The following is a 26,857-nucleotide window of genomic DNA, read 5'->3' as shown; positions in this document are numbered from 1 at the left end:
AGGCCGACCGCCCCCGGTTCCGTCGCGTGGTCCTGCACCGCGCCCTGTCCTGTTGCCCATGGCCCGTATCCCCGACGCTTTCATCGACGACCTGCTCGCCCGCACCGACATCGTCGAGGTGGTGGGCAGCCGCGTGCCGTTGAAGCGCCAGGGCAAGGAGTACGCCGCGCGCTGCCCGTTCCATGACGAGCGCTCGGCGTCGTTCACGGTCTCGCCCACCAAGCAGTTCTATCACTGCTTCGGCTGTGGCGCGCACGGCACCGCGATCAGCTTCCTGATGAACTACGACCGCCTCGAGTTCCTCGACGCGGTGGATGAACTGGCCAAGCGCGCCGGCATGGAAGTGCCGCGCAACGAGAATCCGCGCAGCCCGCAGCAGCAGGACGACAGCCGCGAGCTGTACTCGGCGCTGGACGCGGCGACCAAGTTCTTCCAGAAGAACCTGGAGGGCAGCGAGAAGGCCCGCAGCTACCTGGATGGCCGTGGCGTGGACGAAGAGAACCGCGCGCGCTTCCAGATCGGCTACGCGCCGGATGGCTACAGCGGCCTGCGCGACGCGCTGGGCAAGGACGAGCGGCGCATGAAGCTGCTCGACCGCGCCGGCCTGTTCTCCAAGAACGACCGCGGCCACGTCTACGACAAGTTCCGCGACCGGGTGATGTTCCCGATCTTCGACCGCCGTGGCCGGGTGATCGCCTTCGGCGGCCGCGTGTTCGAGAAGGACGACGGCCCCAAGTACCTCAACTCGCCCGAGACCGCGCTGTTCCACAAGGGCCGCGAACTGTACGGCCTGTGGCAGGTGCGCCAGGCCAACCAGAAGATCGAGCGGCTGATCGTGGTCGAGGGCTACATGGACGTGGTCTCGCTGTTCCAGTTCGGCGTCACCCAGGCGGTGGCAACCCTGGGTACCGCGACCACGCCGGACCATGCCGAGCTGCTGTTCCGCAACGCACCGGACGTGTTCTTCTGCTTCGACGGCGACGCCGCCGGCCGCCGCGCCGGCTGGAAGGCGCTGGAATCGGTGCTGCCGCGCATGAAGGATGGCCGCCAGGCGTTCTTCCTGTTCCTGCCCGATGGCGAGGACCCGGACACCATCGTGCGCAAGGAAGGCGCCGAAGCGTTCAACGAGCGCCTGAAGCAGGCTACGCCGCTGTCGCAGTTCTTCTTCGATGAACTGACCCGCGAGATCAACCTGGGCACGCTCGATGGCAAGGCACGCCTGGCCGAACGCGCCAAGCCGATGCTGGCGCAGATTCCCGACGGCGCCTTTGGCGACCTGATGAAGCAGCAGCTGGCGCAGCTGACCGGCCTGGGCGGTACTGCCCAGGCCACGCGCGCGCCGATGCCGCAACGCCAGCCGCAGCGGACGATCCAGCCCGTGGCCAAGCGCAGCCTGGTGCGCGGCGCGATCGCCGTACTGCTGCAGCAGCCGTCGCTGGCGCTGACGCTGGGCGGCAAGCACCACTTCCAGGGCCTGCGCCTGCCCGGCGTGGAACTGCTGCTGGAGCTGCTGGGGCTGGTCGAACAGCGCCCGGACATCAGTACCGGCGCCCTGCTGGAACACTTCGACGGGCGCGAGGAACAGGCCTCGCTGCATACCCTGGCCGCACAGACGCTGCCCGGCACCGAGGCCAGCTGGACCCAGGAACTGCACGACGCAGTGGCACAGCTGGAGAAACAGCTGCTGGTGCAACGTCTGGAGGAGTTGTTGGCAAAGCAGCGCCAGCAGGGCCTGGACGATACTGACAAGTACGAACTGCGCGAGCTACTGAAGGCGCGCGCCGGACTGCGCCTGTAGCGGCAGAACGTTTTCACGGAGAAGACCATGCTGCTGCGCCTGACCTGCCTGCTGTTGTTGTCGCTCTGCCTGTCACTGACGGCCCTGGCCGAAGACGCGCCCCTCAACGAAGTCCGCCCCGGCCTGTATGCCGGCGGCCAGCCCAGCGCCGCACAGCTGCAGGCCTTGGCTGCACAGGGCGTGCGCACTGTGATCGACCTGCGCCAGCCCGGCGAGGACCGGGGCTTCGATGAAACCCGCGTCGCCGAATCATTGGGCCTGCGCTACGTGCGCATTCCGGTGGCCGGCGCCGATGGCCTGGATACGGCCAACGTGCGCGCCGTGCACCTGGCCCTGCAGCAGAGCCAGGGGCCGGTGCTGCTGCACTGTGCGTCCGGCAACCGCGCCGGCGCCGTGCTCGGCCTGGTCAATGCACGGTACGAACATGCCAGCCCCGAACAGGCCCTTCAGCTGGGCCAGCGTGCTGGCCTGAAGTCGCTGGAAGCCGCCACCCGCCAACGCCTGGCCACGCCGGTCACCTCGCCCTGAACCCTCCGCACCAAGGACCCTGCCCACCATGACACGCTGGTGGTCGCGCCTGCGACCGGACAACTTCACCCTCGCCCTGCTGTGCACCGTCGGCCTGGCCTCGCTGCTGCCGATGAAGGGCGCCGCCGCCATCGTCCTCGACGATGTCACCACCGTCGCCATCGCTGCACTGTTCTTCCTGCATGGCGCGCGCCTGCCGCGCGAGTCGATCATCGGCGGTATGCTGCACTGGCGGCTGCACCTGACCATCCTGGCCTGCACCTTCATCCTGTTCCCGCTGCTGGGGCTGATGTTCAAGCCGCTGTCGGGCTGGCTGCTGACCCCGGAGCTGTACTTGGGCGTGCTGTTCCTGTGCACCCTGCCCTCCACCGTGCAGTCGTCCATCGCGTTCACTTCGATGGCGCATGGCAACGTGCCCGCAGCGGTGTGCAGCGCTTCGCTGTCGAGCATCCTCGGCGTGTTCCTGACCCCGCTGCTGCTGACCGCGCTGGCCGGCACCTCGGGTGGCATCCATGATCCGCTGCATGCGATCGGCGGCATCATGCTGCAGCTGCTGGTGCCGTTCGTGGCCGGCCACCTGCTGCGGCCGTGGATTGCCGGCTGGGTGGAACGCCAGCGCGCGCTGCTGCGCTACACCGACCAGGCCACCATCCTGCTGGTGGTGTACTCGGCGTTCGGCGAAGCGGTGACCGAAGGCCTGTGGAGCAAGACCCCGCTGCTGTCGCTGCTGGCTGTGGCGGTGGTGGCCGCCGTGCTGCTGGGCATCGCCATGCCGCTGATCACCTTCATCGCTCGTCGCCTGCGCTTCAACCGCGAGGACGAGATCGCCATCGTGTTCTGCGGCTCGAAGAAGAGCCTGGCCACCGGCGTGCCGATCGCCAAGGTGCTGTTCGCCGGCGGCAGTCTCGGCGCCATCGTGCTGCCGGTGATGATCTACCACCAGATCCAGCTGATCGTCTGCGGTGTGATCGCGCAGCGGTATGCGCGGCGCAAGCCCTGACAGGGCGCGCGGGTTGTTCCGGGTAGACCATCCACGCATGGCGTGGATCTACTCCATACCACGGATGGCGTGAACCACAGTAGATCCACGCCATGCGTGGATGGGTTGCCTGACGCTACGGATCCACGAGCGTGCCGACGCTCAGCTCCGGCATCCACACCCACAGGTCGTACGCCCGTTCCGCATGGGTATCGCCCCGCAGCCGCGGGGCCACCTGCTCTGGAAGTGGCCGCGCCATGCAACGGTCCGCGCACGCCCACGCCTGGCCACGCAGCGCACCCAACCGCACGCTGTAGATATCCAGGTCCCGCAGCTGGGAGGCCATCGGCCGCCTCTGCATTTCCGGCGGCATACCTTCCGGCCGCCGCAGCATGGCGTGGACATTGCCAGTCAGCACCAGCATGCGTGCATTGTCTGGCAACCCTCGATAGAGCCGTCGCAATTCGGCTGCCATGAAGTCATCGCGCGCCTGGTTGCCGCCACTGCTGGCATTGACGTCATAGCCAACCACTTCGATCACGCGCCCCTGCGCCTTCAGCACACGCAGGCCTTCGATCATCGCCAGCATGTCGCGGCTGCGGCGACCATCATGCTGGTCATCGCGCACGGTCCAGAACGCGCGGCCGCGCAGGTGCCGGCGCGCCGCGGCCCCGCCATCGGATTCCAGATAGTCGCGCAGCACAGGGTTCTCGGCGCGTGGCAGTTCCAGCGCCAGCAGGACCGGCGCGCCATTGCGGCTGTAGTCGTCCACCAGCTGCCGCACCAGCAGTGGCGTCTCGCGTGTGCCGTGGAATTCGCCCAGCACCAGCATGCGATGGCCAGCGGCGTATTGGCGGATCTGCGCGGTAGTGTCGTCGGCATGCGCGGTCACGGCCATGCCCAGCGCCAGCATCAGCGCGGTGGTCCAACGGAAGAACGAATGCATCCCTGCTGCTTCCTTTCCCTGGGGTCAGGAACAGCAATGGCGACGCCGAGACGGCGGTTCAAGGTGATCCACGTCATGCGAGGATGTCCGCGCGATCAGGTGGGGTCAGAGCCCCTTCGGGGATCCGACCCCGAGGTCACAGCCAGGGCAGGATCCAGTGGTCCACCAGCAGGAAGGCAAACAGCGCCATCAGGTAGACGATGGAGTAATAGAACATCTTCATCGAGAACAGCTCATCCGGCGGGTCGAGCATGCGCCAGGCGTACCAGAGGAACACGGCGTTGAGCACGATCGCGCCGCCCAGGTAGAACGCACCACTCATGCCCACCAGGTATGGCAACAGGCAGACCAGCGCCAGCACCACCGAATACACCATGATCTGCTTGCGGGTGTGCGCCACGCCGTGGGTCACCGGCAGCATCGGGATCTCCGCCTTGGCGTAATCCTCGCGGCGGAAGATCGCCAGCGCCCAGAAGTGCGGCGGGGTCCAGATGAAGATGATCAGCACCAGCAGCGACGAGTACGCCCAGTCCGACGAACCCTGCATGCCGGTCACTGCGGCCCAGCCCAGCATCGGCGGCATCGCGCCGGCCAGGCCACCGATGACGATGTTCTGCGAGGTCGCACGCTTGAGGTACACGGTGTAGATCACCGCGTAGCCGATCAGCGAGGCGAAGGTCAGCACTGCGGTGATCAGGTTCACCCACAGCACCAGGATGGTCATCGACAGCACGATCAGCACGCCGGCAAACACCAGCACCTGCCACGGCTTGACCTTGCCCACCACCAGCGGGCGCCACGAGGTGCGCGCCATCTGCGCATCGATGTGCGCGTCCAGCAGCTGGTTGATGGCGGCCGCGGCCGAGGCCGCCAGCCAGATGCCGAGGAAGCCGAGCAGGCCGGCGCGCACCTGCTCCCAGCTCGGCACGCCGGGGATGGCCAGGACCATGCCGACCAGGGCGGTGAAGACGATCAGGGCGACGACCTTGGGCTTGGTCAGGTCCCAGTACTGGCGGTAATTGGAAAACATGGAATCAGTCCGGGGCACGCAGGCGGGCCAGCAGGCTGACCAGTACGAACAACAGGGCAACGGCCACGCCGTTGTGGGCCACGGCCACTTCCAGCGGCAGCGCCAGCTTCACGTTGAGGATGCCGAGCGTGACCTGCAGCACCAGCAGCGCGATCAGCGCGCTGGCCCAGCCACGCATGCTCGGCAACCGGAACAGGCGCACGCCAAGCCACAGCAGGTAGACGGCCACCACCACCGCGAACAGGCGGTGCGCCATCTGGATGGCGATGCGCGAAGCGCCATCCAGCACACCGCCTTCGTAATCCACGCCGATGCCGCGCCACAGGGTGAAGCCTTCGACGAAGTTGTGCTGCGGCCACCACTGGTTGGCGCAGCGCGGGAAGTTGTCCAGCGAGGCGCTGCCACCGCCGCAGGCGAGTGCGGCGTAGTTGGCGCTGACCCAACCACCCAGCGCGATCTGGGTAACCAGCACCGCCACGCCGATGCGCATCAGCCACTTCAGCTTCGGCGCTTCAGCCAGGGTGATCGGCATGTGCGTCGCGCGCCAGGCCATCCACACCAGCAGGCCGAACATCAGCATGCCGCCCAGCAGATGGCCCATCACCACGATGGGTTTGAGCAGCAGGGTCACCGTCCACATGCCCAGCAGGGCCTGGAAGATCACCACCGCCAAGGTCAGCAGCGCCGCACGTGCGAGATCGATGTTGCTCCAGCGCAGCGCGGCGATCAGCAGGATCGCCTCGCCGGTCAAGGCCAGGGCACTGGCGGTGCCGTGCCAGCCCATCATGTACAGCGGTATGCCGGCGGCCACCAGCACGCAGGCGGTCACCACCGCCGTGCTTCCGAATCGCCGCTTGCGCGTGGCCAGCAGCGCCAGGGTCAGGATCTCGATGCCCAGCGCGCCGGCCAGGAAGCGATGCACCTGTTCTCGCCAGGCCTTGTGGGTCTCCAGCGGGCGGATCTCCGCCGCCGGGTGGCCGATGGTCTCTTCCACGTGCTGCGGCCAGGTGGCCTGGCCATAGCAGGTCGGCCAGTCCGGGCAGCTCAGGCCGGCATCGGACAGGCGCACGAAGGCGCCGAACATGATCGTGCTCGCGGTCATGATCATGGCGAACCACGCCAGGCGGTGGAAATTGCGGTGCAGCGCCGGACGCGCGGAAAGGCTCATCAAACGGGACTCACTTCAGTTTCAGCAACGTGGCCATGTCCTTGCGCAGGCCACCGAGGTCGGAACCCGGGGCATGGCGCATGATCACGAAGCCGTTCGGATCGATCACGTAGACCGGCAGTCCCGCCGGATCATCGACGCCCGGCAACGCCGCGCGCAGGGCTGGCGACGGAGCCAGCGGCCGCAGCGCGGGCAGCGAGGCGATCGACGCCGGTGGCGTACCCAGCCACAGGATCTCGACATTATCGGCGTTATGGCCGAACAGCTGCCACACCTTGCCCAGTCCCTGCGACAAAGTGACGCACTGCGCGTCGCAGGCACCGGCCGGCGCCACCAGCAGGCGCCAGGTACGGGCCTCGGGGTTCCAGGGGTAGGACTGGCCGCTGGCCAGGGTCGGCGCCTGCTGGCGCAGGTCCACCGGCGGCTTCAGCAGCTGGCCGGCATTGCGGTGCCCGGTCGGCTGCCAGCCGGAGAAGCGCAGCACGGCGGCCAGTGCCATCGCCCCGAAGAACACGGCAAACAGCAGCACCAGGGTCCGGCGGCCGGAACCGCGCGCCTGCGGGGACGTAGCAGTGTTCATGCGGGGCATTTTCTCATGGTTGGGTAGGGGATGCCGGTAGTGCCGGCCGCTGGCCGGCATCCAGGATTGCGGGGGTTGCCGGCCAGCGGCCGGCACTACCGGGTAATCACGCGCCTCCGCCGCCGCTCCAGCACCACGGCCACCACCAGCACGGTCAGGGCCAGCCCGAACCACTGCACGGCGTAGCCCAGGTGGCGCTGAGGCGGCAGCGTGTTCGGCAGCAGGTCCAGATCGCGCTCGTCGCCAAAGGGCAGCGCCGGGTCCAGCCTCAGCACGCGGTCGGGTAGCGCCTGCAGCCCCAGCGCGCGCGCCAGCCCGTCGTCCGGCAACCGGCTGGCCAGCCAGCGCCCGGCCTCACCGGTAGCAGAGAACGCCGGGCCCAGTAGCAGTCCCGCCGATGGTGGCGGCGCGAGCAGCCCGCGCACGGCCACCGGCGAAGGCGGCGACGGCACCTCCGGAAGCGTGCGATCCGGCGGCAGCGCACGCCAACCGAGGTCGACCAGCAGCACGCTGCCGTCGTCACTGCGGAAGGGGCGATAGATCTTCACGCCAGCGCGGCCATGCCGGATCTGGTTGTCCAGCAGTACCACGCCGGGCAGGAAGCGACCGTGGTCGGCCACGCCGTGCAACGCGCCGGGCGCCGCCAGGGCCTGCGACAGCGGCAACGCCTGTGCCACGGCTGGACCCTGTGCATCCAACATTGCCTGTTTGGCATGCATGCGCTGCAGCTGCCACAGCCCCAATGCGGTGAATCCGGCCATCGCCAGCACGGCCAGCAACCATCCGAACACGCGCGTGTGCTGGCGCATCATGACAAGTCCGCGCAAACGCGGTCAGATAGGCACATCCACCCTGCCCTCGAGCCGCGCATGAGTGATTCGCTGAAGACCCTGCTGGTAATCGCGTTTCTGATCGTCATCGTCTGGAATCTGGGCGCCGGCCTGTACTACCTGCTGGTCGACCGCGGCCAGACCAAGCGCACGGTCAATGCACTGACGCGCCGCATCGCGGTGTCGGTAGCGTTGATCCTGCTGGTGATCGTGAGCATCTACATGGGCTGGATCAAACCACACGGCATCGGCGGCTGAGACCACCGATGCGCGCCTGATCAAAGCACGTAGACGAACAGGAACAGCATCAGCCACACCACGTCGACGAAGTGCCAGTACCACGCGGCGGCTTCGAAACCGAAATGGTTGTCGCGGGTGAAGTGTCCCTTGGCCGAACGCAGCCACATCACGATCAGCATGATCGTGCCCAGCAGCACGTGCGCGCCGTGGAAGCCGGTCAGCATGAAGAACGTCGACCCGTAGATGCCGGAGCCGAGCGTCAGGTTCAGTTCCTTGTAGGCATGGATGTACTCCTCTGCCTGCAGGGTCAGGAAGCCCAGGCCGAGCACCACGGTCAGGCCCAGCCAGATCAGCAGCTGGCGGCGGTTGCCGGCCTTCAGTGCGTGGTGGGCGATGGTCAGGGTCACGCCGGAGGTCAACAGGATCAGCGTATTGATCAGTGGCAGGCCCCAGGCCGGGATGGTCTGGAACGCGCCACCGATCGCCGCCGGGCCATTGGTCGGCCATCCGGCGGAATAGCCCTGCCAGAGCAGCTCGTTGGTCATGACCCCACGGCCTTCGCCACTGAGCCACGACAGGCCCAGGTTGCGGGTGTAGAACAGCGCGCCGAAGAACGCGCCGAAGAACATCACCTCGGAGAAGATGAACCAGATCATCCCCATCCGGAATGATCCGTCGACCTGGTGGTTGTAGTTGCCGGCCTGCGATTCGCGCACCACGTCGCTGAACCACCAGAACAGGGTCAGCACCAGCATCGCGATGCCGATGTAGAACGTCCAGCGTCCCCAGCTGGCATCGTTGAGCCAGCTGGCCACGCCCACCATGGTCACCATCATGGCGATGGAACCCACGAACGGCCATTTGCTCTGGGCCGGGACGAAGTACACGTTGGCGTCGGTCGGTGTCTGGGCCATGTCGGTATCCGGGTCAGGGTGCGGCGTGCGCGCCGTCCGAGGTGGCGGCCGGAGCCAGCCGATCGGACAGCGCGTCGTTGCGGTAGAAGGTGTAGGACAAGGTGATCGTCCTGATCTCCGGCGGCAGGTCCGGATCGACGATGAAGCGCACCGGCATGTCGCGCTTCTCGCCGGCCTGCAGCGTCTGCGCGGTGAAACAGAAGCACTCGGTCTTGCTGAAGAAGCCCGACGCACGCGCCGGTGCCACCGAAGGCACCGCGCTGCCGACCACGGCAGCTGCGCTGTCGTTGCGGGCGAAGTACAGCGCCTCGTTGAGCTCGCCGGGCACCACGTCCATGGTCAGCTGCTCAGGATGGAACGACCACGGCAGTCGCGAATTGACGCCGCCATCGAACTCCACCCGCACGGTGCGCTTGCCGGCCGCGGCACCTGCGCTGGCTTCGCCACCGGGACCGCGTTCCAGGCGCACGCCGAACACTTTCTCGCAGGCAATGCGGTACAGCGGCACCAGCGAGAACGTCAGCAGGAACACCGCCACCGCCACGCCGATCAGGCGCGGCAGCCCGGCACTGCGTGACGGTGTGCTGGCCGGTGCCTCGCTCATCGGCCGATCACCCCGCTGAGGATGAAGCCGACGTAGACCAGCACAGCGATGGCGCCGACCCACACCGCCGTGCGCTTCGCACGCTGGCGCTGCTGCTCGATGCTTCCGCCCTGGTAGAGCCGACCGCTGGTCGGCTGCTTCTCATCCGCCGAGCATGGCTCGGCTCTACAGGTCTGCAGCGGGCTCTCGTTATGCATGCCCCACCTCAATGCGTGATGTCGTCATGCGCCAGATCCCCCGGGCGGATGGTCGGCGGGGTGGTGAAGGTGTGCGCCGGTGCCGGCGACGGCAGCGTCCATTCCAGGCCGCGTGCACCCTCCCAGGAACGCGCTTCGGCCTTCTCGCCGTTGCGCAGCGAGGACAGCAGGATCGCGGCCATCATGAACGGGGTGACGAACATGCCGAACGCACCGATCGAGCTGATCAGGTTCCAGTCGGCAAACGCCACGCTGTAATCGGGAATGCGGCGCGGCATGCCGGCCAGGCCGAGGAAGTGCTGCGGGAAGAACAGCAGGTTGACGAACACGATCGACCACCAGAAGTGCACCTTGGCCCACTTCTCGCTGTACATGCGCCCGGTCCACTTCGGCCACCAGTAGTACACCGCGGCGATCAGCGCGAACACCGCACCGGTCACCAGCACGTAGTGGAAGTGCGCGACCACGAAGTAGGTGTCGTGGTACTGGAAGTCGGCGGCCACGATGGCCAGCATCAGGCCGGAGAAGCCACCGATGGTGAACAGGATGACGAAGGCCACCGACCACAGCATCGGTGCCTCGAACGTCAGCGAGCCACGCCACATGGTGCTGACCCAGTTGAACACCTTCACGCCGGTCGGGATCGAGATCAGCATGGTGGCGAACATGAAATAGATCTCGCCGCCCAGCGGCATGCCCACGGTGAACATGTGGTGGGCCCAGACGATGAACGACAGGAACGCGATCGCCGCGGTGGCGTACACCATCGCCTGGTAGCCGAACAGCGGCTTGCGGCTGAAGGTCGGGATGATCTCGCTGACCACGCCGAAGGCGGGCAGGATCATGATGTAGACCTCCGGGTGCCCGAAGAACCAGAAGATGTGCTGGTACATCACCGGGTCACCGCCACCGGCGGCGTTGAAGAAGCTGGTGCCGAAGAACTTGTCGGTCAGCAGCATGGTCACCGCACCGGCCAGCACCGGCATCACCGCGATCAGCAGGAACGCGGTGATCAGCCAGGCCCAGCAGAAGATCGGCATTTTCAGCAGGTCGATGCCCGGCGCACGCATGTTCAGCACGGTGGCGATGATGTTGATCGCACCCATGATCGAACTGATGCCGGCCACGTGGATCGCGAACACGCTGAAGGCCACGTTGTAGCCGCCCTGCAGCGACAGCGGCGGATACAGCGTCCAGCCACCAGCCGGCGCACCACCGGGCAGGAACAGGGTCAGCAGCAGCAGGCTGAAGGCCACCGGCAGCAACCAGAACGACCAGTTGTTCATGCGCGGCAGCGCCATGTCCGGCGCGCCGATCTGCAGCGGGATCATCCAGTTGGCGAGGCCGACGAAGGCCGGCATCACGCCACCGAAGATCATCACCAGCGCATGCACGGTGGTCATCTGGTTGAAGAACTCGGGCTTGACGAACTGCAGGCCGGGCTGTGCCAGCTCGGCGCGGATCACCACGCTCATCGCCGCACCGATGATGAACATGATGAAGCTGAAACCCAGGTACAGCGTGCCGATGTCCTTGTGGTTGGTCGAGAAGAACCAACGCTCGAAGAAACTCTGCTGGTGATGGTGATCGTCGTGCCCAACTGCCGAGTGCGCCATTGCAAAACACCTCTCAGAATCGGTTGTCACCACGGCCGCGGGCGGCCGCGGGCTTTACATCACGCGCCGCTGGCTGCAGTGGCAGGTGCGCTGGCCGCTTCTGCAGCAGCAGGCGCAGCCGGCGCCTCGCCCGCCGGTGCAGCCGGTTCGGCAGGTGCCGCAGGCGTGGCCGGCGCGGCAGCCGGCGCCGGCTTGCGCTGCGCCAGCCACTGTTTGAATTCCTCCTTGGACACCGCCTCGACCACGATCGGCATGAAGCCGTGGTCCTTTCCGCACAGCTCGGCGCACTGGCCGCGGTACACGCCAGGCTGCTCGATGCTGGTCCAGGCTTCGTTGATGAAGCCGGGAATGGCATCCTGCTTCCAGCCCAGCGCCGGCACCCACCAGGCGTGGATCACGTCGTCGGAGGTGATGACGAAGCGCACCTTGGTGTCGACCGGCAGCACCAGCCGGTTGTCGACATCCAGCAGGTAGTGCGGATGGCTTTCACGGGTCGGCACGATGCCACTTTGCCGCACGCGGTCGGACTCGCGGTCCAGTCGGCTGGTGAAGGTGACGTTCTCGCCGAGGTATTCGTACTTCCACATCCACTGGTAGCCGGTGACCTTGACCGTCATCTCGGCATCGCGGGTGTCGTACATCTTGATCAGGTTGGCCGTGGCCGGCCACGCCATCACGATCAGGATGATCACCGGGATCACCGTCCAGATGATCTCGGCCTTGGTGTTGTGGCTGAAGGTGGCGGCGACTGCCCCCTTGGATTTGCGGAACTTGAAGATGGCGTAGGCCATCGCGCCGAACACGATGACGCCGATCACCGTGCAGATGATCAACGAGAGATTGTTCGATTCCCAGGCCAGGCGCGAGGTCTGGGTCACCCCCTTGCCCATGTTCAGCTGCCACGGCTTGGGATCGGCCGCCTGGGCCCAGGCCAACGCCGGCATCAGTCCCCCGGCCACCATGGCGGTGACCACTGCAACGCACTTCGTGCCCCACCTGCTGCTTTGCTTCATTGCCTAGACCCTTAGCGTCGTCGGTTGCCGCCATCGCTGGCGGCGAGCAAGCTTTCAAGTGTCTCTGCGAGCGTCTGACGTTCGGCCGGCGCGAGGAAACTCCCCACCTCCACCTGCCGGCCGCTGGATGCCAGCCGGACCCTCTCATCGTCGGTGAGCAGGCGCACCCAGTGGGGGTGGGCCCGGAACACCGGCGATCCACCGGGTACGGGGATGACCTCCACGTACGCCGGCACTACCCGGATCTCCTCCTGCCGTTCACCGCTGCGCCACAAGGCACGCAGTGCCGCCGCCAGCACCAGGCTGTACAGCAGCGCGAACAGGGGGGCGAATGCATTGCCGGCCAACCACCCGAGGGCGGACACCAGCCACATCGCACCCGACAACACGGTGAACAACAGGACGAACTGCCGGGCATCGAGCGCCCGTGGGGGACGCAGCCGCAGCTGCGTACCTGACCCATCCGGAGCTGGAAGCACCTCGATCATGTCGCAACCGCGTTCCTGCCGCGGGAAACGTCTCGATGGTAGCCCCGCCCTCTCGCCGGTAGCAAGGGTGCATTCACACTTTTTCCCATGCTGCAACACAGCATGGGGTCGGCGGCGCAAATGCCGAATTCAGCACAAATATTGCCGGGCTTGCTGAACACGCTGAATACACCACCGTTAGGGGCTATCAGCCCTTCACGAAGGTGGCTGTGGGGCACTTCCGCAACCCGCAAAAATGATTAAAATCGCCAAGTTTTCCATTGGCCGGACCGGCATGAACGCACCTTCCTCCTCCCCTGCCGCCAGCGACGCCCAGCGTCCCGGCGTGCTGCTGTCGCCGGAACTGCCGGCGCCCCCCAACCCGTTCCGCCAGGCCATCACCGATGCCTGGTTGAAGGACGAGGCCAGCCACGTCCGCGAGCTGCTGGCGCAGGCCCGGCTGCCGGCCGACGAGCAGGCCAGGGTGCAGGCGCTGGCCGCCGACCTGGTCGGCCGCGTGCGCGTGCGTGCCAAGGACCAGGGCGCGATCGAAGCCTTCATGCGCCAGTACGACCTGGGCAGCGAAGAAGGCGTGCTGCTGATGTGCGTGGCCGAAGCGCTGCTGCGCATTCCGGACCAGGACACCGCCGACAAGCTGATCCGCGACAAGCTGGCCGATGCCGACTGGGAAAAGCACCTGGGCGGCAGCGACTCGGTGCTGGTCAACGCCTCCACCTGGGGCCTGATGCTGACCGGCAAGCTGGTACAGATGAATGACGCCACCCGCGCCGATGCGCCCAGCGCGTTCAAGCGCCTGGTCGGCCGCGTCGGTGAGCCGGTGGTGCGCCTGGCCGTGCGCCAGGCGATGAAGATCATGGGCCACCAGTTCGTCATGGGCCGCACCATCAGCGAGGCGCTGTCGCGCTCGCACAAGGGCGACAACGCGAACTACCGCTACTCCTTCGACATGCTGGGCGAAGGCGCGCTGACCATGAAGGACGCGCTGCGCTACCTGGAAGACTACCGTCGCGCGATCCACGCCATTGGCGGTGATCACAAGGCCCGCGGCGGCCGCCCGGATGGCGACGTCAACAACGCACCGGGCATCTCGATCAAGCTGTCGGCGCTGTACCCGCGCTACGAGCACGCCAAGCGCGAGCGCGTGCTGAAGGACCTGGTGCCGGGCGTGCTGGAGCTGGCGCAGCTGGCCAAGAGCTACGGCATCGGCTGCACCGTCGACGCCGAAGAGTCCGACCGCCTGGAACTGTCGCTGGACATCATCGAGCAGGTGTTCTCCGACGCCTCGCTGGCCGGCTGGGACGGCTTCGGCGTGGTCGTGCAGGCCTACCAGAAGCGCACGCCGTACACGATCGACCACCTGGCCGACATGGCGCGCCGCGCCGGTCGCCGCCTGCAGGTGCGCCTGGTCAAGGGCGCCTATTGGGATGCCGAGATCAAGCGCGCGCAGATCGAAGGCTATCCGGGCTACCCGGTGTTCACCCGCAAGCAGAACACCGACGTGTCCTACCTGGCATGCGCCAAGCGCCTGTTCACCCATGTCGACGCGATCTACCCGATGTTCGCCACGCACAACGCGCACACCATCGCTGCGGTGCGCAGCATCGCCAACGGTGGCGTGTACGAGCACCAGAAGCTGCACGGCATGGGCGATGACCTGTACGCCGAAGTGGTGCCGGCCGATCGCCTGGGCCTGCCCTGCCGCGTGTACGCCCCGGTCGGTTCGCATGAAGACCTGCTGCCGTACCTGGTGCGCCGCCTGCTGGAAAACGGCGCCAACTCCAGCTTCGTCAACCGCATCACCGATGAGCGCGTGCCGATCGCCGACCTGATCCGCGATCCGGTCGAGATGGTCGCCTCGTTCGCTTCGATTCCGCATCCCAAGATCCCGCTGCCGGTAGACCTGCTGCGCAGCCAGAACCACGACAGGAAGAACTCCATGGGCGCCAACCTCGCCAACGACAACGAACTGCGCGCCCTCGCCGAGCAGCTCAACGCGGCCGTGAAGCCGTGGCAGGCCGCCCCGCTGGTGCCGGGTGCGAACCCGGCCGGCGCCTCGCTGCCGGTGACCAACCCGGCCGACACCCGCGAAGTGGTCGGCCAGTGGCTGGCCGCCGATGCCGCCACCGTGCAAAAGGCGCTGGCGAATGCCGTAGCCGCGCAGCCGGCCTGGAACCGCACCCCGGCCGCCAGCCGCGCCGCCATCCTCGAGCACGCCGCCGACCAGCTGGAAGCGCGCATGCCGGAGTTCATGGCGCTGTGCGTGAAGGAAGCCGGCAAGAGCCTGCCCGACAGCATCGCCGAAGTGCGCGAAGCCGTGGACTTCCTGCGCTACTACGCCAAGCAGGCGCGCGAGCAGTTCAGCCACGCCGAGAAGCTGCCCAGCCCGACCGGTGAGTCCAACGAGCTGCAGCTGCACGGCCGCGGCGTGTTCGTCTGCATCAGCCCGTGGAACTTCCCGCTGGCGATCTTCCTGGGCCAGGTCGCCGCTGCACTGGTCGCCGGCAACAGCGTCATCGCCAAGCCGGCCGAACAGACCAACCTGATCGGCTACTACGCGGTGAAGCTGCTGCACGAAGCTGGCGTGCCGGCCGAGGTGGTGCAGTACCTGCCGGGCGACGGCGCCACCGTCGGTGCCGCACTGACCGCCGACCCGCGCGTGGCCGGCGTGGCCTTCACCGGCTCCACCGACACCGCACGTGCGATCAACCGCGCCATGGCCGCGCGTGACGCCGCCATCGGTGTGCTGATCGCCGAGACCGGCGGCCAGAATGCCTTCATCGCCGACTCCTCGGCGCTGCCGGAACAGCTGGTCAAGGACGCGATCGGTTCGGCCTTCACCTCCGCCGGCCAGCGTTGCTCGGCCGCGCGCGTGCTGTTCGTGCAGGACGACATCGCCGACAAGGTGATGACCATGCTGGCCGGCGCGATGAAGGAACTGAAGGTCGGCAACCCGGGCCTGCTGTCCACCGACGTCGGCCCGGTGATCGACGCCGACGCGCTGAAGATCCTGCAGGACCACGCCGAGCGCATGGACCGCGAAGCGCGCCTCATCGCGGCCGCCGAGCTGTCCGCCGAAGCGGCCAATGGCACCTTCTTCGCACCGCGCGCGTATGAACTGAAGGACCTGGGCCAGCTGCACAAGGAAATCTTCGGGCCGGTCCTGCACGTGATCCGCTGGAAGGGCGACCAGCTCGACGCGGTGATCGACCAGATCAATGCCACCGGCTACGGCCTGACCCTGGGCGTGCATTCGCGCATCGACGAGACCGTTGATCGCATCAGCAACGGCGTCCACGTCGGCAACGTCTACGTCAACCGCAACCAGATCGGCGCGGTGGTCGGCGTGCAGCCGTTCGGCGGCCAGGGCCTGTCCGGCACCGGCCCGAAGGCCGGCGGCCCGCACTACCTGCTGCGCTTCGCTACCGAAAAGACGGTGACGGTGAACACCACCGCCGCCGGCGGCAACGCCTCGCTGCTGACCCTGGGCGACTGATCGCCTGCTTGATGCAGTAAACAAAAAACCCCGCGAGCGCGGGGTTTTTTGTGCTTTGCTTCCTGTAGAGGCGGGCCCACGCTCGGCTTTCCTGGCTGTAGAGCCGAGCCCATGCTCGGCTTTTCTGGCGCAGCCGAGCGTGGGCTCGGCTCTACAGAGGCAAGGCGACACTGAACCGATTGTCCGCCCGCTTCGCCAGCTCGCCCTGCACGCGTGCGATGCGCGTCTCCAGATCGCCTTCCAGCAGCACATGCGCGACACCCTCTGCCTGCAGCTGCTCCAGGTACCACGCATGCTGCTGCGCCCGGAAAGCTTCGCCCACGCGCGTGCCATCCTGGTCAAACGGAATATCCGGCGCGCACAGGAACAGCAGGTCGTAGCGTCGTCGTGCCGCTTGCCGCAGCGGCTGCGGCGCCGTGCCAAACATCCAGCCGCTGTAGCCCAGCGTCACCAGCGGCGTGGTATCGCAGAACAGCCAGCGATGCGCACGCCGCACAGCTTCGTCTTCGTGCTGTGGCTGTGTCATTGCGATGCGCAGCAGATCGCCCGGCGTCAGCTCTCCGCCTCGCTGCTCCCACACCGTGCGGCCATACTCCGGCACCCAGACAGTCTGCAGACGCTCGGCCAGCACGCGGGCCAGCGTGGTCTTGCCGCTGGACTCGCCACCGATGAAGGCCACGCGCTGTACATGGTCGGCATACACCTGCGGTGCGAGCCCATGGCGATGCGCATGCGGATCGCTGCGCAGCTCGGTGCCGCAGGCCTGCCCGACGTCCAATGCGCGTTCGAGCCGCTCATGGCGTACCGGCGCACCGAAGTGCGTGGCCAGCGCCTGCGCGAAGCCGTCACCGTAGTCCTCACCGGTGTACACCGCCTGCACCGGCCCACCGAACAGGTTCAGGCACAGCCAGGCGGTAAAGTCACGTTGCACCTGTTCGTCATCACTGTCCTGCGGCAGCGCTCGCACCGGCAAGCCATGCTGCGTGCACAAAGCGGCCAGTCGCGCGTCGTCAAGCACCGCTACCGTGGCCTGCGGGAAACGCGCACGCAGCCAGCGCTCGCGGCGCGCAGCGCTGTAGCCGGCAAAGCCCGGCTGCGACCAGCCGATCACCAGCAGCTGCTGGCAGCGCGTGGCGGCGAAGTCGATCAGTCGTTCATGGCCGCGATGCAGCGGGCAGAACTTGCCCACCACCAGGCCGCGTGCAACGCGCTCAGGCAGCGGCATCGGCCGCCCTGGCCTCGTCCCGCATCAGGTGCCGCCAATGGCGCAAGGCGACCAGCGCGTTGATCCAGAAGCCCACATACAGGATCGAGGTCAGGTGCAGGCCACGGCTGTAGTAGAGCGGCACCGCAACGGTGTTCACCAGCAGCCATACCCACCACGATTCCAGCTTGCGTCGCATCATCAGGATCTGCGCGATCACACTCAACACCAGCACCGCCGAATCGATGTACGGCGCATAGGCATTGGTCAGGCGGGTCAGCATCCAGCCGTAGCCGAACGTGGCCACTACCGCCAGCGGCGCCAGCCAGGCCCAGGCGCGCGGCCGCAATGAAGTGATCGGCAACGGCGCGCCATGGTCACCACGCAGCCACTGCCACCAGCCCAGCACGCTGATGGCGATGAAGAAGAACTGCAGCACCATGTCCGCATACAGATGCGATCGTTCGAACACGGCAGCAAACAAGGCGCAGCCGACGATGCCCAGCCACCAGGTGTGCACGTTGTTGCGGCCGGCCAGCAGGATCGAGCCGGCGACGGCAATGTTGGCAGCCAGCTCCAGCTGGAAGTTCGGATCGGACAGGTTCATGTCGCTATTGTCGTGGATCCGTGCGCTGCGTGGACGCCCCGGCCCGTCCCTACAAAAAGAAAGGCCCCGCTTGCGCGGGGCCTCCTTCGTACTGCTCCAGGCAATCGCCCGAATCAGAACTTGTACTGCATCGACGCCGCCAGCACGTCGCCGCTGACCTTGTACTTGCCGGTCACGGTGTTGCCGGTGGCCGAGGTCGAGGTGATGTTCGGATCCTTGGTGAACAGGTGGGTGTAGCCCACGCTGTATTCCATCTTGTCCGAAGCGGCGTAGGTCATGCCCAGCGACAGCCACTTGCGGGTGGTGTCCGGCACGCGCACGTCGCGGTGGGCATCGGTGGTCGGGGTCTGGTCATAGGCCAGGCCGCCGCGCAGGGTCAGCTTGTCGTTCACGCGGAAATCGGTACCGATCGACGCGAAGGTGGTGTCACGGTAGTGGAACGGCAGCACGCTGTCCGGCTGGTTGGAGTCGTAATCGACGACGACCTGGTCGAACTTGCTCCACGCAGTGCGCGTGACTTCAGCCATGATCTGCCACTGGTCGTTCACACGGTGGGTGAAGCCCACGGTGGCGCTGGCCGGCAGGGTGATGGTCGCGCGACCGTTGCTGTCGATGAAGGTACCCGGGGCAGCAGTGGCCAGGAAGGCCGCCGCATTCTGCGGGATGGTGAAATCGGCCTTGCCGTCGGTGATCTTGTGCTCGACCTTCGAGCGGTAGCTGAACGCGATGTTGGTGCCTTCCACCGGGGTGACCGTCATGCCCAGGGTGTAGCCGACCGACACTTCATCGCCCTTGATGCGCAGGTAGCCATCGGCGGTGCCCGGCGAGAAGCCGAGCTGGGCGGCCTGGCGTGCAGCGGCCTGCGAGGCCGCCGCAGCCTGGGCTGCGGTGCCGCCGGCAGCCAACACACGCGCCGCAGCGGTGCGCTGGGCAGTGGCGTTGATCGCGGTGCCGGTGTCGACAGCACTGGTCAGGTCGACGTTCAGGCGCTCGGCGAACACCGACGCACCGAACGACAGGTACGGGTTGACGTCATAGGAGAACGCCACGCCCAGGTCGATGGCCTGCAGCTCGGTCTTGACGCCGTTGTAGCGGCCGACCCAGTCGCGGTCGTATTCGGTCTTGAAGCCGAACGGCACGGTCAGCGAAGCACCGAAGTGCATGTTGTCGTTCTCGCCGAACGGCACGTGGAAGTACGCGGCCGGAACCGGGGCGATCATGCCGGCGTCGCCGCCGTTGCCACCGGAAATCGGCGCGCCGTTGGCGTACTTGCCCTGGCCGCGGAACTTGGCGCCGAAGCTGATGGCGCTGACGTCGCCCTGGACCAGGGTGCCGTCGAGCAGGCGCATGGACGCCGGGTTGGTAGCGATGACCGAGGCGTCACCTTCGGTCGAGGTGGAGCCGGCGAACGCGCGGCCCAGGCCCTTGGCGCTGTTTTCCTTCAGCTGGAAGGCGGCAGCATTGGCATCGGCGGCGGCCAGCGCACCGGCAACGCCGACGGCCAGCAGGGTCAGTCGGGCAATGGTGGAAGCGGTTTGCATCGTAGTTCTCTCTCCGGTAAGCGGTGATGGTGCTCTGAGTGCGCCTGCGCCCGCCGGGTCCTGGGACCCATCGGAGCGCGCCGGATTCCCCTCCCGACATACGACGCCGTATGCGAGTATTACCCAGAGCTGTTAATGAAACAATAACAGCGCAGGCGGTTTTTTCGTCTCAAAAGCTGAACAGGACCGTCCCCACCGAACGTGGCCGCACGCTAGGCTATTGGCATGTTCGTCTCCCTCCCGTCGCGCAAGAAGGCGGCCCTGCGTTGGGCCACGCCCGTGCTGTTCGCGTCATTGTGGCTGGCATTTCTGTGGTCGATCTCGCGCCCGGACGATGCCCGCGGCAGTCTCTGGCTGGACTGGGGCGCCCTGTCCACCGGCCTGACCCGTCCGCTGGACTGGTGGGCGACCCTGCAGGACGGCAGCGTGCTGCGCCTGTTCACTGCGCTGTTCCTGCACGCCGACTGGTCGCACCTGCTGGGCAACCTGGTGTTCCTGCTGATCTTCGGCCTCCCCGCCGAGCGGGTGCTGGGACCCTGGCGGTTGCTGCTGCTGTTCCTTGTGGGCGGCGCGGTGTCCAACCTGGTGGCGATCTACACCATGGGCAGCCCGGACCAGATCATCATCGGCGCCAGCGGCGCGGTGTCGGCGCTGATCGGCGCCTATCTGGCCCTGTTCCCCGGTGCCCGGCTGGGCGTGGTGATCCCGCTGGGCCTGTTCCTGGAGTTCGTGCGCGCCCCGGCCTACCTGCTGATCGGCGTCTGGGCCGCGCTGCAGGTGGTGTTCGCCCATATCGGCCCCAGCTTCGGCATGGTGGCCTGGTGGGCGCACATCGGCGGCTTCGTGTTCGGCGTGGTGTATGGCGTGTACGTGCGCGCCGCGATCGCGCGCCGCCTGCGCAAGCGGCACGGATTCTGACCCCTGGTAGTGCCGGCCGCTGGCCGGCTCCACGCTCACCCGCTCGTTCGTAGATCAGTCGAGCATGGCTCGACTCTACAAAATCAAGGCTTGGCCGGGACGGGTTCGGGCTTTGCTTCCGGCTTTGCTTCCGGCTTTGCTTCCGGCTTCGCCGCAGCGGCCTTCGCGGCCTTGGCCGCATCCGCCTTGGCGGCCTCGGCCTTCAACCGTGCGGCCACCGAGCCTGGGTTCTTCAGCTCGGCCAGCGCGTCGTTGATCGGGCCATCGCCCGGCAGCACCGCACCGGCGTGGTAGCCATCGGTGCCTTCGTCATCGCCGCGCAGATGGCCCGGCAGGGTCGCTTCGCTGTAGTCGCTCAGGCTGGCTGGCAGTGCATCCTCGGCCGGCGTGGCGGCGGGCTTCAGTTCGACGTCCGGCACGATGCCGGTGGCCTGGATCGACTTGCCGCTGGGCGTGTAATAGCGCGCGGTGGTCAGCTTCACCGAATCACCGTTGTCCAGCGGCAGAACGGTCTGCACCGAGCCCTTGCCGAAGGTACGGCTGCCAACCACGCGCGCACGCTTGTTGTCGCGCAGCGCGCCGGCCAGGACTTCCGATGCACTGGCCGAACCGGCATCGGCCAGCACGACCACCGGTGCGCCCTTCAGCAGGTCGCCCGGGGTCGCGTCGAATCGTGCATCGCTGATGCTGATGCGGCCACGGGTGCTGACGATGTTGCCCTTGTCGAGCAGATCATCGGCCACCTGCACGGCAGCGGTCAGCAGGCCACCCGGGTTGCTGCGCAGGTCCAGCACCAGGCCCTTGAGCTGGCCACCGGACTGCTTCTGCAGCTGCTGCACGTGCTTCTGGAAGTCCGAACCGGTATCGGCCTGGAAGGTGCTCAGGCGGATGTAGCCATAGCCGGGTTCCAGCAGGCGGCTGCGCACGCTGGTCACGCGGATGGTCTGGCGGGTGAGGCTCACGTCGAACGGCTTGGGCTTGCCTTCGCGCACGATGGTCAGCACCACCTTGCTGCCGGCCGGGCCGCGCAGCGGCTCGCTGGCATCGATCGCACTGATCGGCTTGCCGTCGATGGCGATGATCAGGTCACCAGCGAGGATGCCGGCCTTGGCCGCCGGGGTGTCGTCGATCGGCGCGATCACCTTCATGCTGGCGTTGTCCGGCTGCTGCTGCAGCTCCACGCCGATGCCCTCGTAGGCACCATTGGCCTGCTCGTCGAAGGCCTGCGCGTCTTCCTTGTTGAAGTAGGTGCTGTGCGGATCGAGGTCGAGCAGCAGGCCACGCACGGCCGACTGCATCAGCTTCTTGTCATCGACCGGATCGACATAGGCGGCGCGCACCGCGTTGTACACGGCCACGAAACGGCGGATGTCCTCCAGCGGCACCTTCGAGGTCACCGCCTCCTCGCTGTTCGCTGCCTGCCCGCTGGTTTCCTGGCTCGGGGCGGGCGCGGTCTGCTGCGCCCAGGACAGCGCTGGCAACAGGGCCAGCAAGAGGGTGGCGGTACGGGCTGCGCGCATGGATCACTCCTGTCGACGTTGGCATCGTGCCCAAGGCACATGCACCGATTATGCGCGAAGCACAGCTAAATTCCCGTTGAATCCAACCCGCATCCGGCAGGCCTGGATTCAGCGCCGCTGCAGCCAGCTGTCCGGGTTGACCGGCTGCCCGCCACGGCGCAGCTCAAAGTACAGCGCGGTGACGCCCTGGCCACCGGAATTGCCGACCTTGGCCACCGCATCACCGCGGCTGACCCGTGCGCCGGCATCCTTCAGCAGGGTGTCGTTGTGGGCATACAGGCTCATGTAGCCATTGCCGTGGTCGACGATCAGGATCATGCCGTAGCCGGTCATCCAGTCGGAGAACACCACGGTGCCGTCGGCCACGGCCGTGACGGTGCTGCCGGCCGGCGCGCCGATCAGCACGCCGCTGCTGGTACGGCCATCGGGCAGCTTGCCGCCATAGCGGGCCAGCAGGTTGCCGGACAACGGCCAACCCAGGCCGCCGACCTTCGGTGCCGGTGCCGACGCCACCGCAGGTGGAACCTTGGTAGCCGGCGGCGGTGGCCGGCCCTGTGCGGCCGCCTGGCGTGCGGCCTGCTCGGCAGCGGCCTTTTCGGCAGCAGCTCGACGTGCCGCCGCGCGACGCTCGGCTTCGGCCCGGGCGGCAGCGGCACGCAGATTGGCCAGCAGCGTTTCCAGCGCCTTGGCATCCTGGCCCAGTGCCTGCTCCTTCTCGCGCCGGTCCTTGAAGCGTTCGTCGAGCGAGGCCACGGTCTGCGCGCGGTCACGCCGGTCGGCCGCCAGCGCCGCTGCCTGCTGCTTCTGGTCCTGCTGCGCCCCCTGCAGCTTCTGCTTGCGCTCGGCGATCTGCGCCTGCAGCGCTTCCAGTTCCTTCAGGTCGGCGGTGAGCGTGGTGATGCGCTGCGCTCGTTCGCGCTGCAGGTAACGATGGTAGGCCAGGGCGCGATTGGCATCGGCCACCGTGTCCTGCGACAGCAGCAGCTTCAGCGGTGCGTGATTGCCAAGCTGATACGCCGCGCGCAGCAGGCCGGCCAGTTCGCGGTGCTGCTGGGCCAGGTTGGTTTGCAGGCTGCTGCGGCGCTGCTCGGCCTGGGCCAGGGCCTGGGCCTGCTCGCGCAGCGCCGCTTCGGTCTGCGCAAGCGCGCGGCCGGTGCGTGCCACCTTCTCGTCGGCCTCGCGCAGCTGTTGCGATGCCTGGCCACGCTGCCCTTCGATCTGCCGTCGCTCCTGCGCCACGCCCTTCAGCTCGGTACGCAGCTTCTGCAGCTTGCGCTCGGTCTCGCGGGTGGTCTGCGCAGCACCCGGCAGGGGCAGGGCCAGCGCCACAGCCAGCCCCAGCAGCAGCCAGCGCCCGCCGCGTAGGGCGGCGATGTGATGTCGGCGTGATGGGAAGGCGTTGTCGCGCAAGGGCTTTCCAGTGACTTCAGGCAGTTGCGGGGGGTACCGGGGAATGGTGACATCTCCGCACGCGGCCTGCCAGCCGCACATCCATCGAGGTTCCCATGAAAACTCTATCCATTCCGCTGCTGTTGGGCGTACTGCTGGTCACCGGGCCGGTCTGCGCCCAGGAGAACATCAGCAAGGTCAACGGCAGCATCAGCGCCGACCCCGGCCAACGCTACGGCAAGCTGGACACCGTCAACGGCGGCATCCGCGTCGGCGAAGGCGTCGAGACCGGAAGCATCGACACCGTCAACGGCGGGGTGAAGGTTGCCGACCGCGCACGCACCGGCAAGATCGAAACCGTCAACGGCGGTGTCCGCCTGGGTCGCGAAGTGATCGCCAGCGGTGGCGTCAGCACCGTCAACGGCAGCATCTTCACTGATCGCGGCAGCCAGATCGAAGGCGGCGTCGAGACCGTGAACGGCGGCATCGGCCTGGTCGAGAGCCGCGTCGGCAAAGACGTCGAGACCGTCAACGGTGACATCACCGTCGGCATCGGTTCGCAGGTCAACGGCGGCGTGCATGTGCGCAAGCCGAACTTCAGTGTCTCGCTCACCGCCAGCCGCAAGCCGCGCGTGATCATCGGCCCCAACGCGGTCGTCAGTGGGCCGCTGCAGTTCGAGCGCGAGGTGGTGCTGTACGTGCATCGCACCGCACGCATCGGCCCGGTCACCGGGGCCGAGCCGATCCCGTTCGATACCGAAACCGCGCCGGCCGACTGAACCCGTCGCACCCGGCGCTTCAGTGATACTCGCGTTTACCGGTCGCGCATGAGATGCGACCGCCCTTTGTTCTCCAGGAATCGACGATGCCCCGCAAACTCCTCCTGTGCCTGGCCGCCGCGGCCGCGCTCAGTGCCTGCAAAGGCGAATCCACGCCGGCTGCCACGCCGCCCACCGATACCGCTGCCGCGAAGCCGGCCGCCCATCAGTTCTCACCGGAGATCAACGCCGGCGACTTCGCCGAGATGGTCAAGACCCTGGCTTCGGATGAGTTCGAAGGCCGCGCCCCGGGCAGCAAGGGCGAAGAACTGACGGTCAACTACATCCGCGACCAGATGCAGCGCATCGGCCTGCAGCCCGGCAACGGCGACAGCTGGTTCCAGGATGTGCCGATGACCGAGACCACGGCCGACGAATCGACCGTGCTGAAGATCACCCAGGGCGGCAAGACCACCGAACTGAAGTTCGGCACCGACATGGTGGTCGGCACCCGTACCGGCCAGGCCGAGGTGAAGGTCGATGCCAGCGACCTGGTGTTCGTCGGCTATGGCGTCGATGCGCCGGAGCAGAAGTGGAATGACTACGCCGGTCAGGACTGGAAGGGCAAGACGGTCGTGATGTTCGTCAACGACCCGGGCTTCCACGTCGACGACGCGAAGCTGTTCGACGGCAAGCGCATGACCTACTACGGCCGCTGGACCTACAAGTTCGAGGAGGCCGCCCGCAAGGGCGCCGCCGCCGCGCTGATCGTGCACGACACCGCCGGCGCGTCCTACGGCTGGGACGTGGTGAAGAATTCCTGGGCTGGCCCGCAGTACGACCTGCCCGCCAAGGATGACCCGGAAGCGCGCATCCCGGTACAGGGCTGGCTGAGCGCCGACGCGGCCAAGGCACTGTTCGCCGGTGCCGGCCTGGACCTTGCCCAGGCCTACAAGGACGCCAGCAAGCGCGGTTTCAAGCCAGTGCCGCTGAAGGCCACCGCTGCGGTCGACCTGAAGAGCCAGATCGCACAGAAGCAGTCGCGCAACGTGGTCGGCGTGCTGCCGGGCAGCAAGCGCGCTGACGAGGCCGTCCTGTACATGGCGCACTGGGACCACCTGGGCAAGCATGAGGGTGAGACCGGCGACAACATCTACAACGGCGCGGTCGACAACGCCACCGGCGTGGCTGGCATTCTCGAAGTGGCCGAAGCCATGGCCCACCAGGAGCCGAAGCCGGAGCGTTCGGTGGTGTTCCTGGCGGTGACCCTGGAAGAGTCCGGCCTGCTGGGTTCCAAGTACTACGTCGCCCACCCGACCTTCCCGCTGGACAAGATCGCCGGCGTGATCAACATCGATGCGATGTCGGTGGCCGGCCGTGCCAAGGACGTGACCGTCACCGGCTTCGGCAGCTCGGAGCTGGAGGACATCCTCAAGCCGCTGGCCGCCGCCCAGGACCGCACCCTGCACGGTGAGACCTCGGTACAGAGCGGCTTCTACTTCCGCTCCGATCACTTCAACTTCGCAAAGGCGGGTGTGCCGGCCCTGTACGCCGATGGCGGCGAAGACCTGCGCGAGGGTGGCGTGGAAGCGGGCCGCAAGGCGGCGGCGGACTACGGCGCCAACCGTTACCACGGCCCGAAGGACGAGTTCGACGCCGCCACCTGGAAGCTGGACGGCACCGTCGAAGACCTGCAGCTGATGTACGGCGTGGGCAAGGAACTGGCCGGTGGCGATCGTTGGCCGAACTGGTATGCAGGCAATCCGTTCAAGGCAGCCCGCGACGCGATGATGAAGGACAAGGTCCCGGCCAAGTAAAGTCGGGCCATGCTCGACTGAGCACTGTTGAGAGCAGAGCGGCGCCCCACGGGGCGCCGCTTTTCTTTTGCGTACCGTCGGCGGCTCATCCACGGTTGGTGTGGATCTGCCGGTAGTGCCGGCCGCTGGCCGGCAATCGATTGGTAGCGGCCAACCCTGGTTGGCGCCATGCTCCTCGCGGAGCACTTACGCATGGCGTGGATCTACCGGGCTATGCAACGCCATCGGGTTGCCGGCCAGCGGCCGGCACTACCTGCACTTTCTGCGCACAAAGAAAAACCCGCTGCATGAGCAGCGGGGTTTTGGGTGTAAACCCTGGCGATGACCTACTCTCGCATGGCTTGAGCCACACTACCATCGGCGCAGCTGCATTTCACTTCCGAGTTCGGGATGGGATCGGGTGGTTCCACAGCGCTAATTTCACCAGGGAGACGGTTGCAGCAGCGCTTGCAGCGCCAGCTTCGCGATCTTGCCCTTGGGGCGGAAGGGACCCGCAAAATGCAGTGCCTTCACTTAATAAGAAAAACCCCGCTGCGTGAGCAGCGGGGTTTTGGGTATAAACCCTGGCGATGACCTACTCTCGCATGGCTTGAGCCACACTACCATCGGCGCAGCTGCGTTTCACTTCCGAGTTCGGGATGGGATCGGGTGGTTCCACAGCGCTAATTTCACCAGGGAG

24 protein-coding genes and 2 rRNA genes are annotated in these 26,857 nt (G+C 66.9%); 8 read left to right on the top strand and 18 right to left on the bottom strand.

The annotated features are described in order from the left end of the window. Positions 1 to 58 precede the first annotated feature (58 nt). From dnaG to AC5P5W_RS10695, 3 genes are read left to right on the top strand one after another with little or no spacing between them, the layout of a single operon-like run. Complete coding sequence (gene dnaG / locus AC5P5W_RS10705) at positions 59 to 1,798, top strand: DNA primase (protein WP_032957772.1); 1,740 nt, start codon at positions 59 to 61, stop codon at positions 1,796 to 1,798. Between the two features lie 27 nt (positions 1,799 to 1,825). Then, complete coding sequence (locus AC5P5W_RS10700) at positions 1,826 to 2,326, top strand: protein tyrosine phosphatase family protein (RefSeq protein WP_032957770.1); 501 nt, start codon at positions 1,826 to 1,828, stop codon at positions 2,324 to 2,326. A 28-nt stretch (positions 2,327 to 2,354) separates the two neighbouring features. Next, positions 2,355 to 3,326, top strand: coding sequence for a bile acid:sodium symporter family protein (locus AC5P5W_RS10695; protein WP_049408380.1), 972 nt, complete (start codon positions 2,355 to 2,357; stop codon positions 3,324 to 3,326). Between the two features lie 115 nt (positions 3,327 to 3,441). On the opposite strand, the gene AC5P5W_RS10690 is transcribed toward AC5P5W_RS10695, so the two are convergent. The 5 genes from AC5P5W_RS10690 to AC5P5W_RS10670 form a co-directional block, all read right to left on the bottom strand. Then, positions 3,442 to 4,251, bottom strand: a complete 810-nt coding sequence (locus tag AC5P5W_RS10690) for a hypothetical protein (RefSeq protein WP_032957767.1) — start codon at positions 4,249 to 4,251, stop codon at positions 3,442 to 3,444. A 136-nt stretch (positions 4,252 to 4,387) separates the two neighbouring features. Beyond that, positions 4,388 to 5,281, bottom strand: coding sequence for a heme o synthase (gene cyoE, locus AC5P5W_RS10685; protein ID WP_049416773.1), 894 nt, complete (start codon positions 5,279 to 5,281; stop codon positions 4,388 to 4,390). Positions 5,282 to 5,285: 4 nt separating this feature from the next. Then, positions 5,286 to 6,449: a COX15/CtaA family protein gene (locus AC5P5W_RS10680; RefSeq protein WP_041863006.1), complete on the bottom strand. Its 1,164-nt coding sequence runs from the start codon at positions 6,447 to 6,449 to the stop codon at positions 5,286 to 5,288. A 10-nt stretch (positions 6,450 to 6,459) separates the two neighbouring features. Continuing rightward, positions 6,460 to 7,029, bottom strand: coding sequence for a redox-active disulfide-containing membrane protein (locus tag AC5P5W_RS10675; RefSeq protein ID WP_046428212.1), 570 nt, complete (start codon positions 7,027 to 7,029; stop codon positions 6,460 to 6,462). 95 nt (positions 7,030 to 7,124) lie between these two features. Continuing rightward, positions 7,125 to 7,841, bottom strand: a complete 717-nt coding sequence (locus AC5P5W_RS10670) for an SURF1 family protein (RefSeq protein ID WP_069118093.1) — start codon at positions 7,839 to 7,841, stop codon at positions 7,125 to 7,127. A gap of 57 nt (positions 7,842 to 7,898) precedes the next feature. Here AC5P5W_RS10670 and AC5P5W_RS10665 point away from each other — a divergent pair, with 57 nt between their 5' ends. Beyond that, complete coding sequence (locus AC5P5W_RS10665) at positions 7,899 to 8,117, top strand: twin transmembrane helix small protein (protein WP_005412025.1); 219 nt, start codon at positions 7,899 to 7,901, stop codon at positions 8,115 to 8,117. A 20-nt stretch (positions 8,118 to 8,137) separates the two neighbouring features. Here the strand turns inward: AC5P5W_RS10665 and AC5P5W_RS10660 are convergent, their stop codons facing one another. Genes AC5P5W_RS10660 through AC5P5W_RS10635 form a run of 6 tightly spaced genes read right to left on the bottom strand, consistent with a single transcriptional unit; the run spans position 8,138 to position 12,931 of the window. Further along, complete coding sequence (locus AC5P5W_RS10660) at positions 8,138 to 9,013, bottom strand: cytochrome c oxidase subunit 3 (RefSeq protein ID WP_005407793.1); 876 nt, start codon at positions 9,011 to 9,013, stop codon at positions 8,138 to 8,140. A gap of 13 nt (positions 9,014 to 9,026) precedes the next feature. Further along, on the bottom strand, positions 9,027 to 9,617 hold the full coding sequence (locus AC5P5W_RS10655) for a cytochrome c oxidase assembly protein (protein ID WP_014645692.1): 591 nt from the start codon (positions 9,615 to 9,617) through the stop codon (positions 9,027 to 9,029). Continuing rightward, positions 9,614 to 9,814 (bottom strand): hypothetical protein, encoded by a 201-nt coding sequence (locus tag AC5P5W_RS10650; protein WP_032957755.1) that lies wholly within the window; start codon positions 9,812 to 9,814, stop codon positions 9,614 to 9,616. Before AC5P5W_RS10650 ends, AC5P5W_RS10655 begins: the two co-directional genes overlap by 4 nt. A gap of 8 nt (positions 9,815 to 9,822) precedes the next feature. Beyond that, a complete protein-coding gene (gene ctaD / locus AC5P5W_RS10645; protein ID WP_004153896.1) occupies positions 9,823 to 11,430 on the bottom strand; it encodes a cytochrome c oxidase subunit I in 1,608 nt (535 codons plus the stop codon). Positions 11,431 to 11,489: 59 nt separating this feature from the next. Beyond that, complete coding sequence (gene coxB / locus AC5P5W_RS10640; RefSeq protein ID WP_046428202.1) at positions 11,490 to 12,443, bottom strand: cytochrome c oxidase subunit II; 954 nt, start codon at positions 12,441 to 12,443, stop codon at positions 11,490 to 11,492. Between the two features lie 11 nt (positions 12,444 to 12,454). Then, positions 12,455 to 12,931 carry a DUF2244 domain-containing protein gene (locus tag AC5P5W_RS10635; RefSeq protein ID WP_004153894.1) on the bottom strand — a complete coding sequence of 159 codons (477 nt, stop codon included), beginning with the start codon at positions 12,929 to 12,931 and terminating at the stop codon, positions 12,455 to 12,457. Positions 12,932 to 13,205: 274 nt separating this feature from the next. On the opposite strand from AC5P5W_RS10635, the gene putA reads away from it, so the two are divergent. Beyond that, positions 13,206 to 16,424 (top strand): bifunctional proline dehydrogenase/L-glutamate gamma-semialdehyde dehydrogenase PutA, encoded by a 3,219-nt coding sequence (putA, locus tag AC5P5W_RS10630; protein WP_197575137.1) that lies wholly within the window; start codon positions 13,206 to 13,208, stop codon positions 16,422 to 16,424. A gap of 151 nt (positions 16,425 to 16,575) precedes the next feature. Here the strand turns inward: putA and AC5P5W_RS10625 are convergent, their stop codons facing one another. The 3 genes from AC5P5W_RS10625 to AC5P5W_RS10615 all read right to left on the bottom strand — a co-directional run bounded on the left by AC5P5W_RS10625 (position 16,576) and on the right by AC5P5W_RS10615 (position 19,776). Further along, a complete protein-coding gene (locus tag AC5P5W_RS10625) occupies positions 16,576 to 17,649 on the bottom strand; it encodes an AAA family ATPase (protein ID WP_197575136.1) in 1,074 nt (357 codons plus the stop codon). Further along, a complete protein-coding gene (gene pnuC, locus AC5P5W_RS10620) occupies positions 17,636 to 18,235 on the bottom strand; it encodes a nicotinamide riboside transporter PnuC (RefSeq protein ID WP_014645686.1) in 600 nt (199 codons plus the stop codon). The genes AC5P5W_RS10625 and pnuC overlap by 14 nt, the downstream gene beginning before the upstream one ends. 113 nt (positions 18,236 to 18,348) lie before the next feature. Further along, positions 18,349 to 19,776: an outer membrane protein transport protein gene (locus tag AC5P5W_RS10615; protein ID WP_049419231.1), complete on the bottom strand. Its 1,428-nt coding sequence runs from the start codon at positions 19,774 to 19,776 to the stop codon at positions 18,349 to 18,351. A gap of 225 nt (positions 19,777 to 20,001) precedes the next feature. Here AC5P5W_RS10615 and AC5P5W_RS10610 point away from each other — a divergent pair, with 225 nt between their 5' ends. Next, a complete protein-coding gene (locus AC5P5W_RS10610; RefSeq protein WP_005414994.1) occupies positions 20,002 to 20,694 on the top strand; it encodes a rhomboid family intramembrane serine protease in 693 nt (230 codons plus the stop codon). An 83-nt stretch (positions 20,695 to 20,777) separates the two neighbouring features. On the opposite strand, the gene AC5P5W_RS10605 is transcribed toward AC5P5W_RS10610, so the two are convergent. Together AC5P5W_RS10605 and AC5P5W_RS10600 are read right to left on the bottom strand one after the other, a co-directional pair. Then, positions 20,778 to 22,214, bottom strand: a complete 1,437-nt coding sequence (locus AC5P5W_RS10605; RefSeq protein ID WP_197575135.1) for a S41 family peptidase — start codon at positions 22,212 to 22,214, stop codon at positions 20,778 to 20,780. 108 nt (positions 22,215 to 22,322) lie between these two features. After that, the gene (locus AC5P5W_RS10600; protein ID WP_197575134.1) at positions 22,323 to 23,624 is read right to left on the bottom strand and encodes a murein hydrolase activator EnvC family protein; all 1,302 of its coding nucleotides are present in this window, start codon (positions 23,622 to 23,624) and stop codon (positions 22,323 to 22,325) included. A gap of 95 nt (positions 23,625 to 23,719) precedes the next feature. On the opposite strand from AC5P5W_RS10600, the gene AC5P5W_RS10595 reads away from it, so the two are divergent. Together AC5P5W_RS10595 and AC5P5W_RS10590 are read left to right on the top strand one after the other, a co-directional pair. Beyond that, positions 23,720 to 24,382, top strand: a complete 663-nt coding sequence (locus AC5P5W_RS10595; RefSeq protein ID WP_197575132.1) for a DUF4097 family beta strand repeat-containing protein — start codon at positions 23,720 to 23,722, stop codon at positions 24,380 to 24,382. A gap of 86 nt (positions 24,383 to 24,468) precedes the next feature. Then, positions 24,469 to 26,178 carry a M28 family metallopeptidase gene (locus AC5P5W_RS10590; RefSeq protein ID WP_049408406.1) on the top strand — a complete coding sequence of 570 codons (1,710 nt, stop codon included), beginning with the start codon at positions 24,469 to 24,471 and terminating at the stop codon, positions 26,176 to 26,178. Between the two features lie 313 nt (positions 26,179 to 26,491). Here the strand turns inward: AC5P5W_RS10590 and rrf (AC5P5W_RS10585) are convergent. Together rrf (AC5P5W_RS10585) and rrf (AC5P5W_RS10580) are read right to left on the bottom strand one after the other, a co-directional pair. After that, positions 26,492 to 26,606, bottom strand: a 5S ribosomal RNA gene (gene rrf, locus AC5P5W_RS10585). A gap of 133 nt (positions 26,607 to 26,739) precedes the next feature. After that, positions 26,740 to 26,854: ribosomal RNA gene (gene rrf / locus AC5P5W_RS10580) — 5S ribosomal RNA — on the bottom strand. Positions 26,855 to 26,857: the final 3 nt, after the last annotated feature.

This window comes from Stenotrophomonas sp. YJH_SMC_123 (assembly GCF_059368215.1).
Note: the sequence above shows the minus strand (reverse complement) of the source record. Positions and strands in the feature narration are given on the sequence as shown.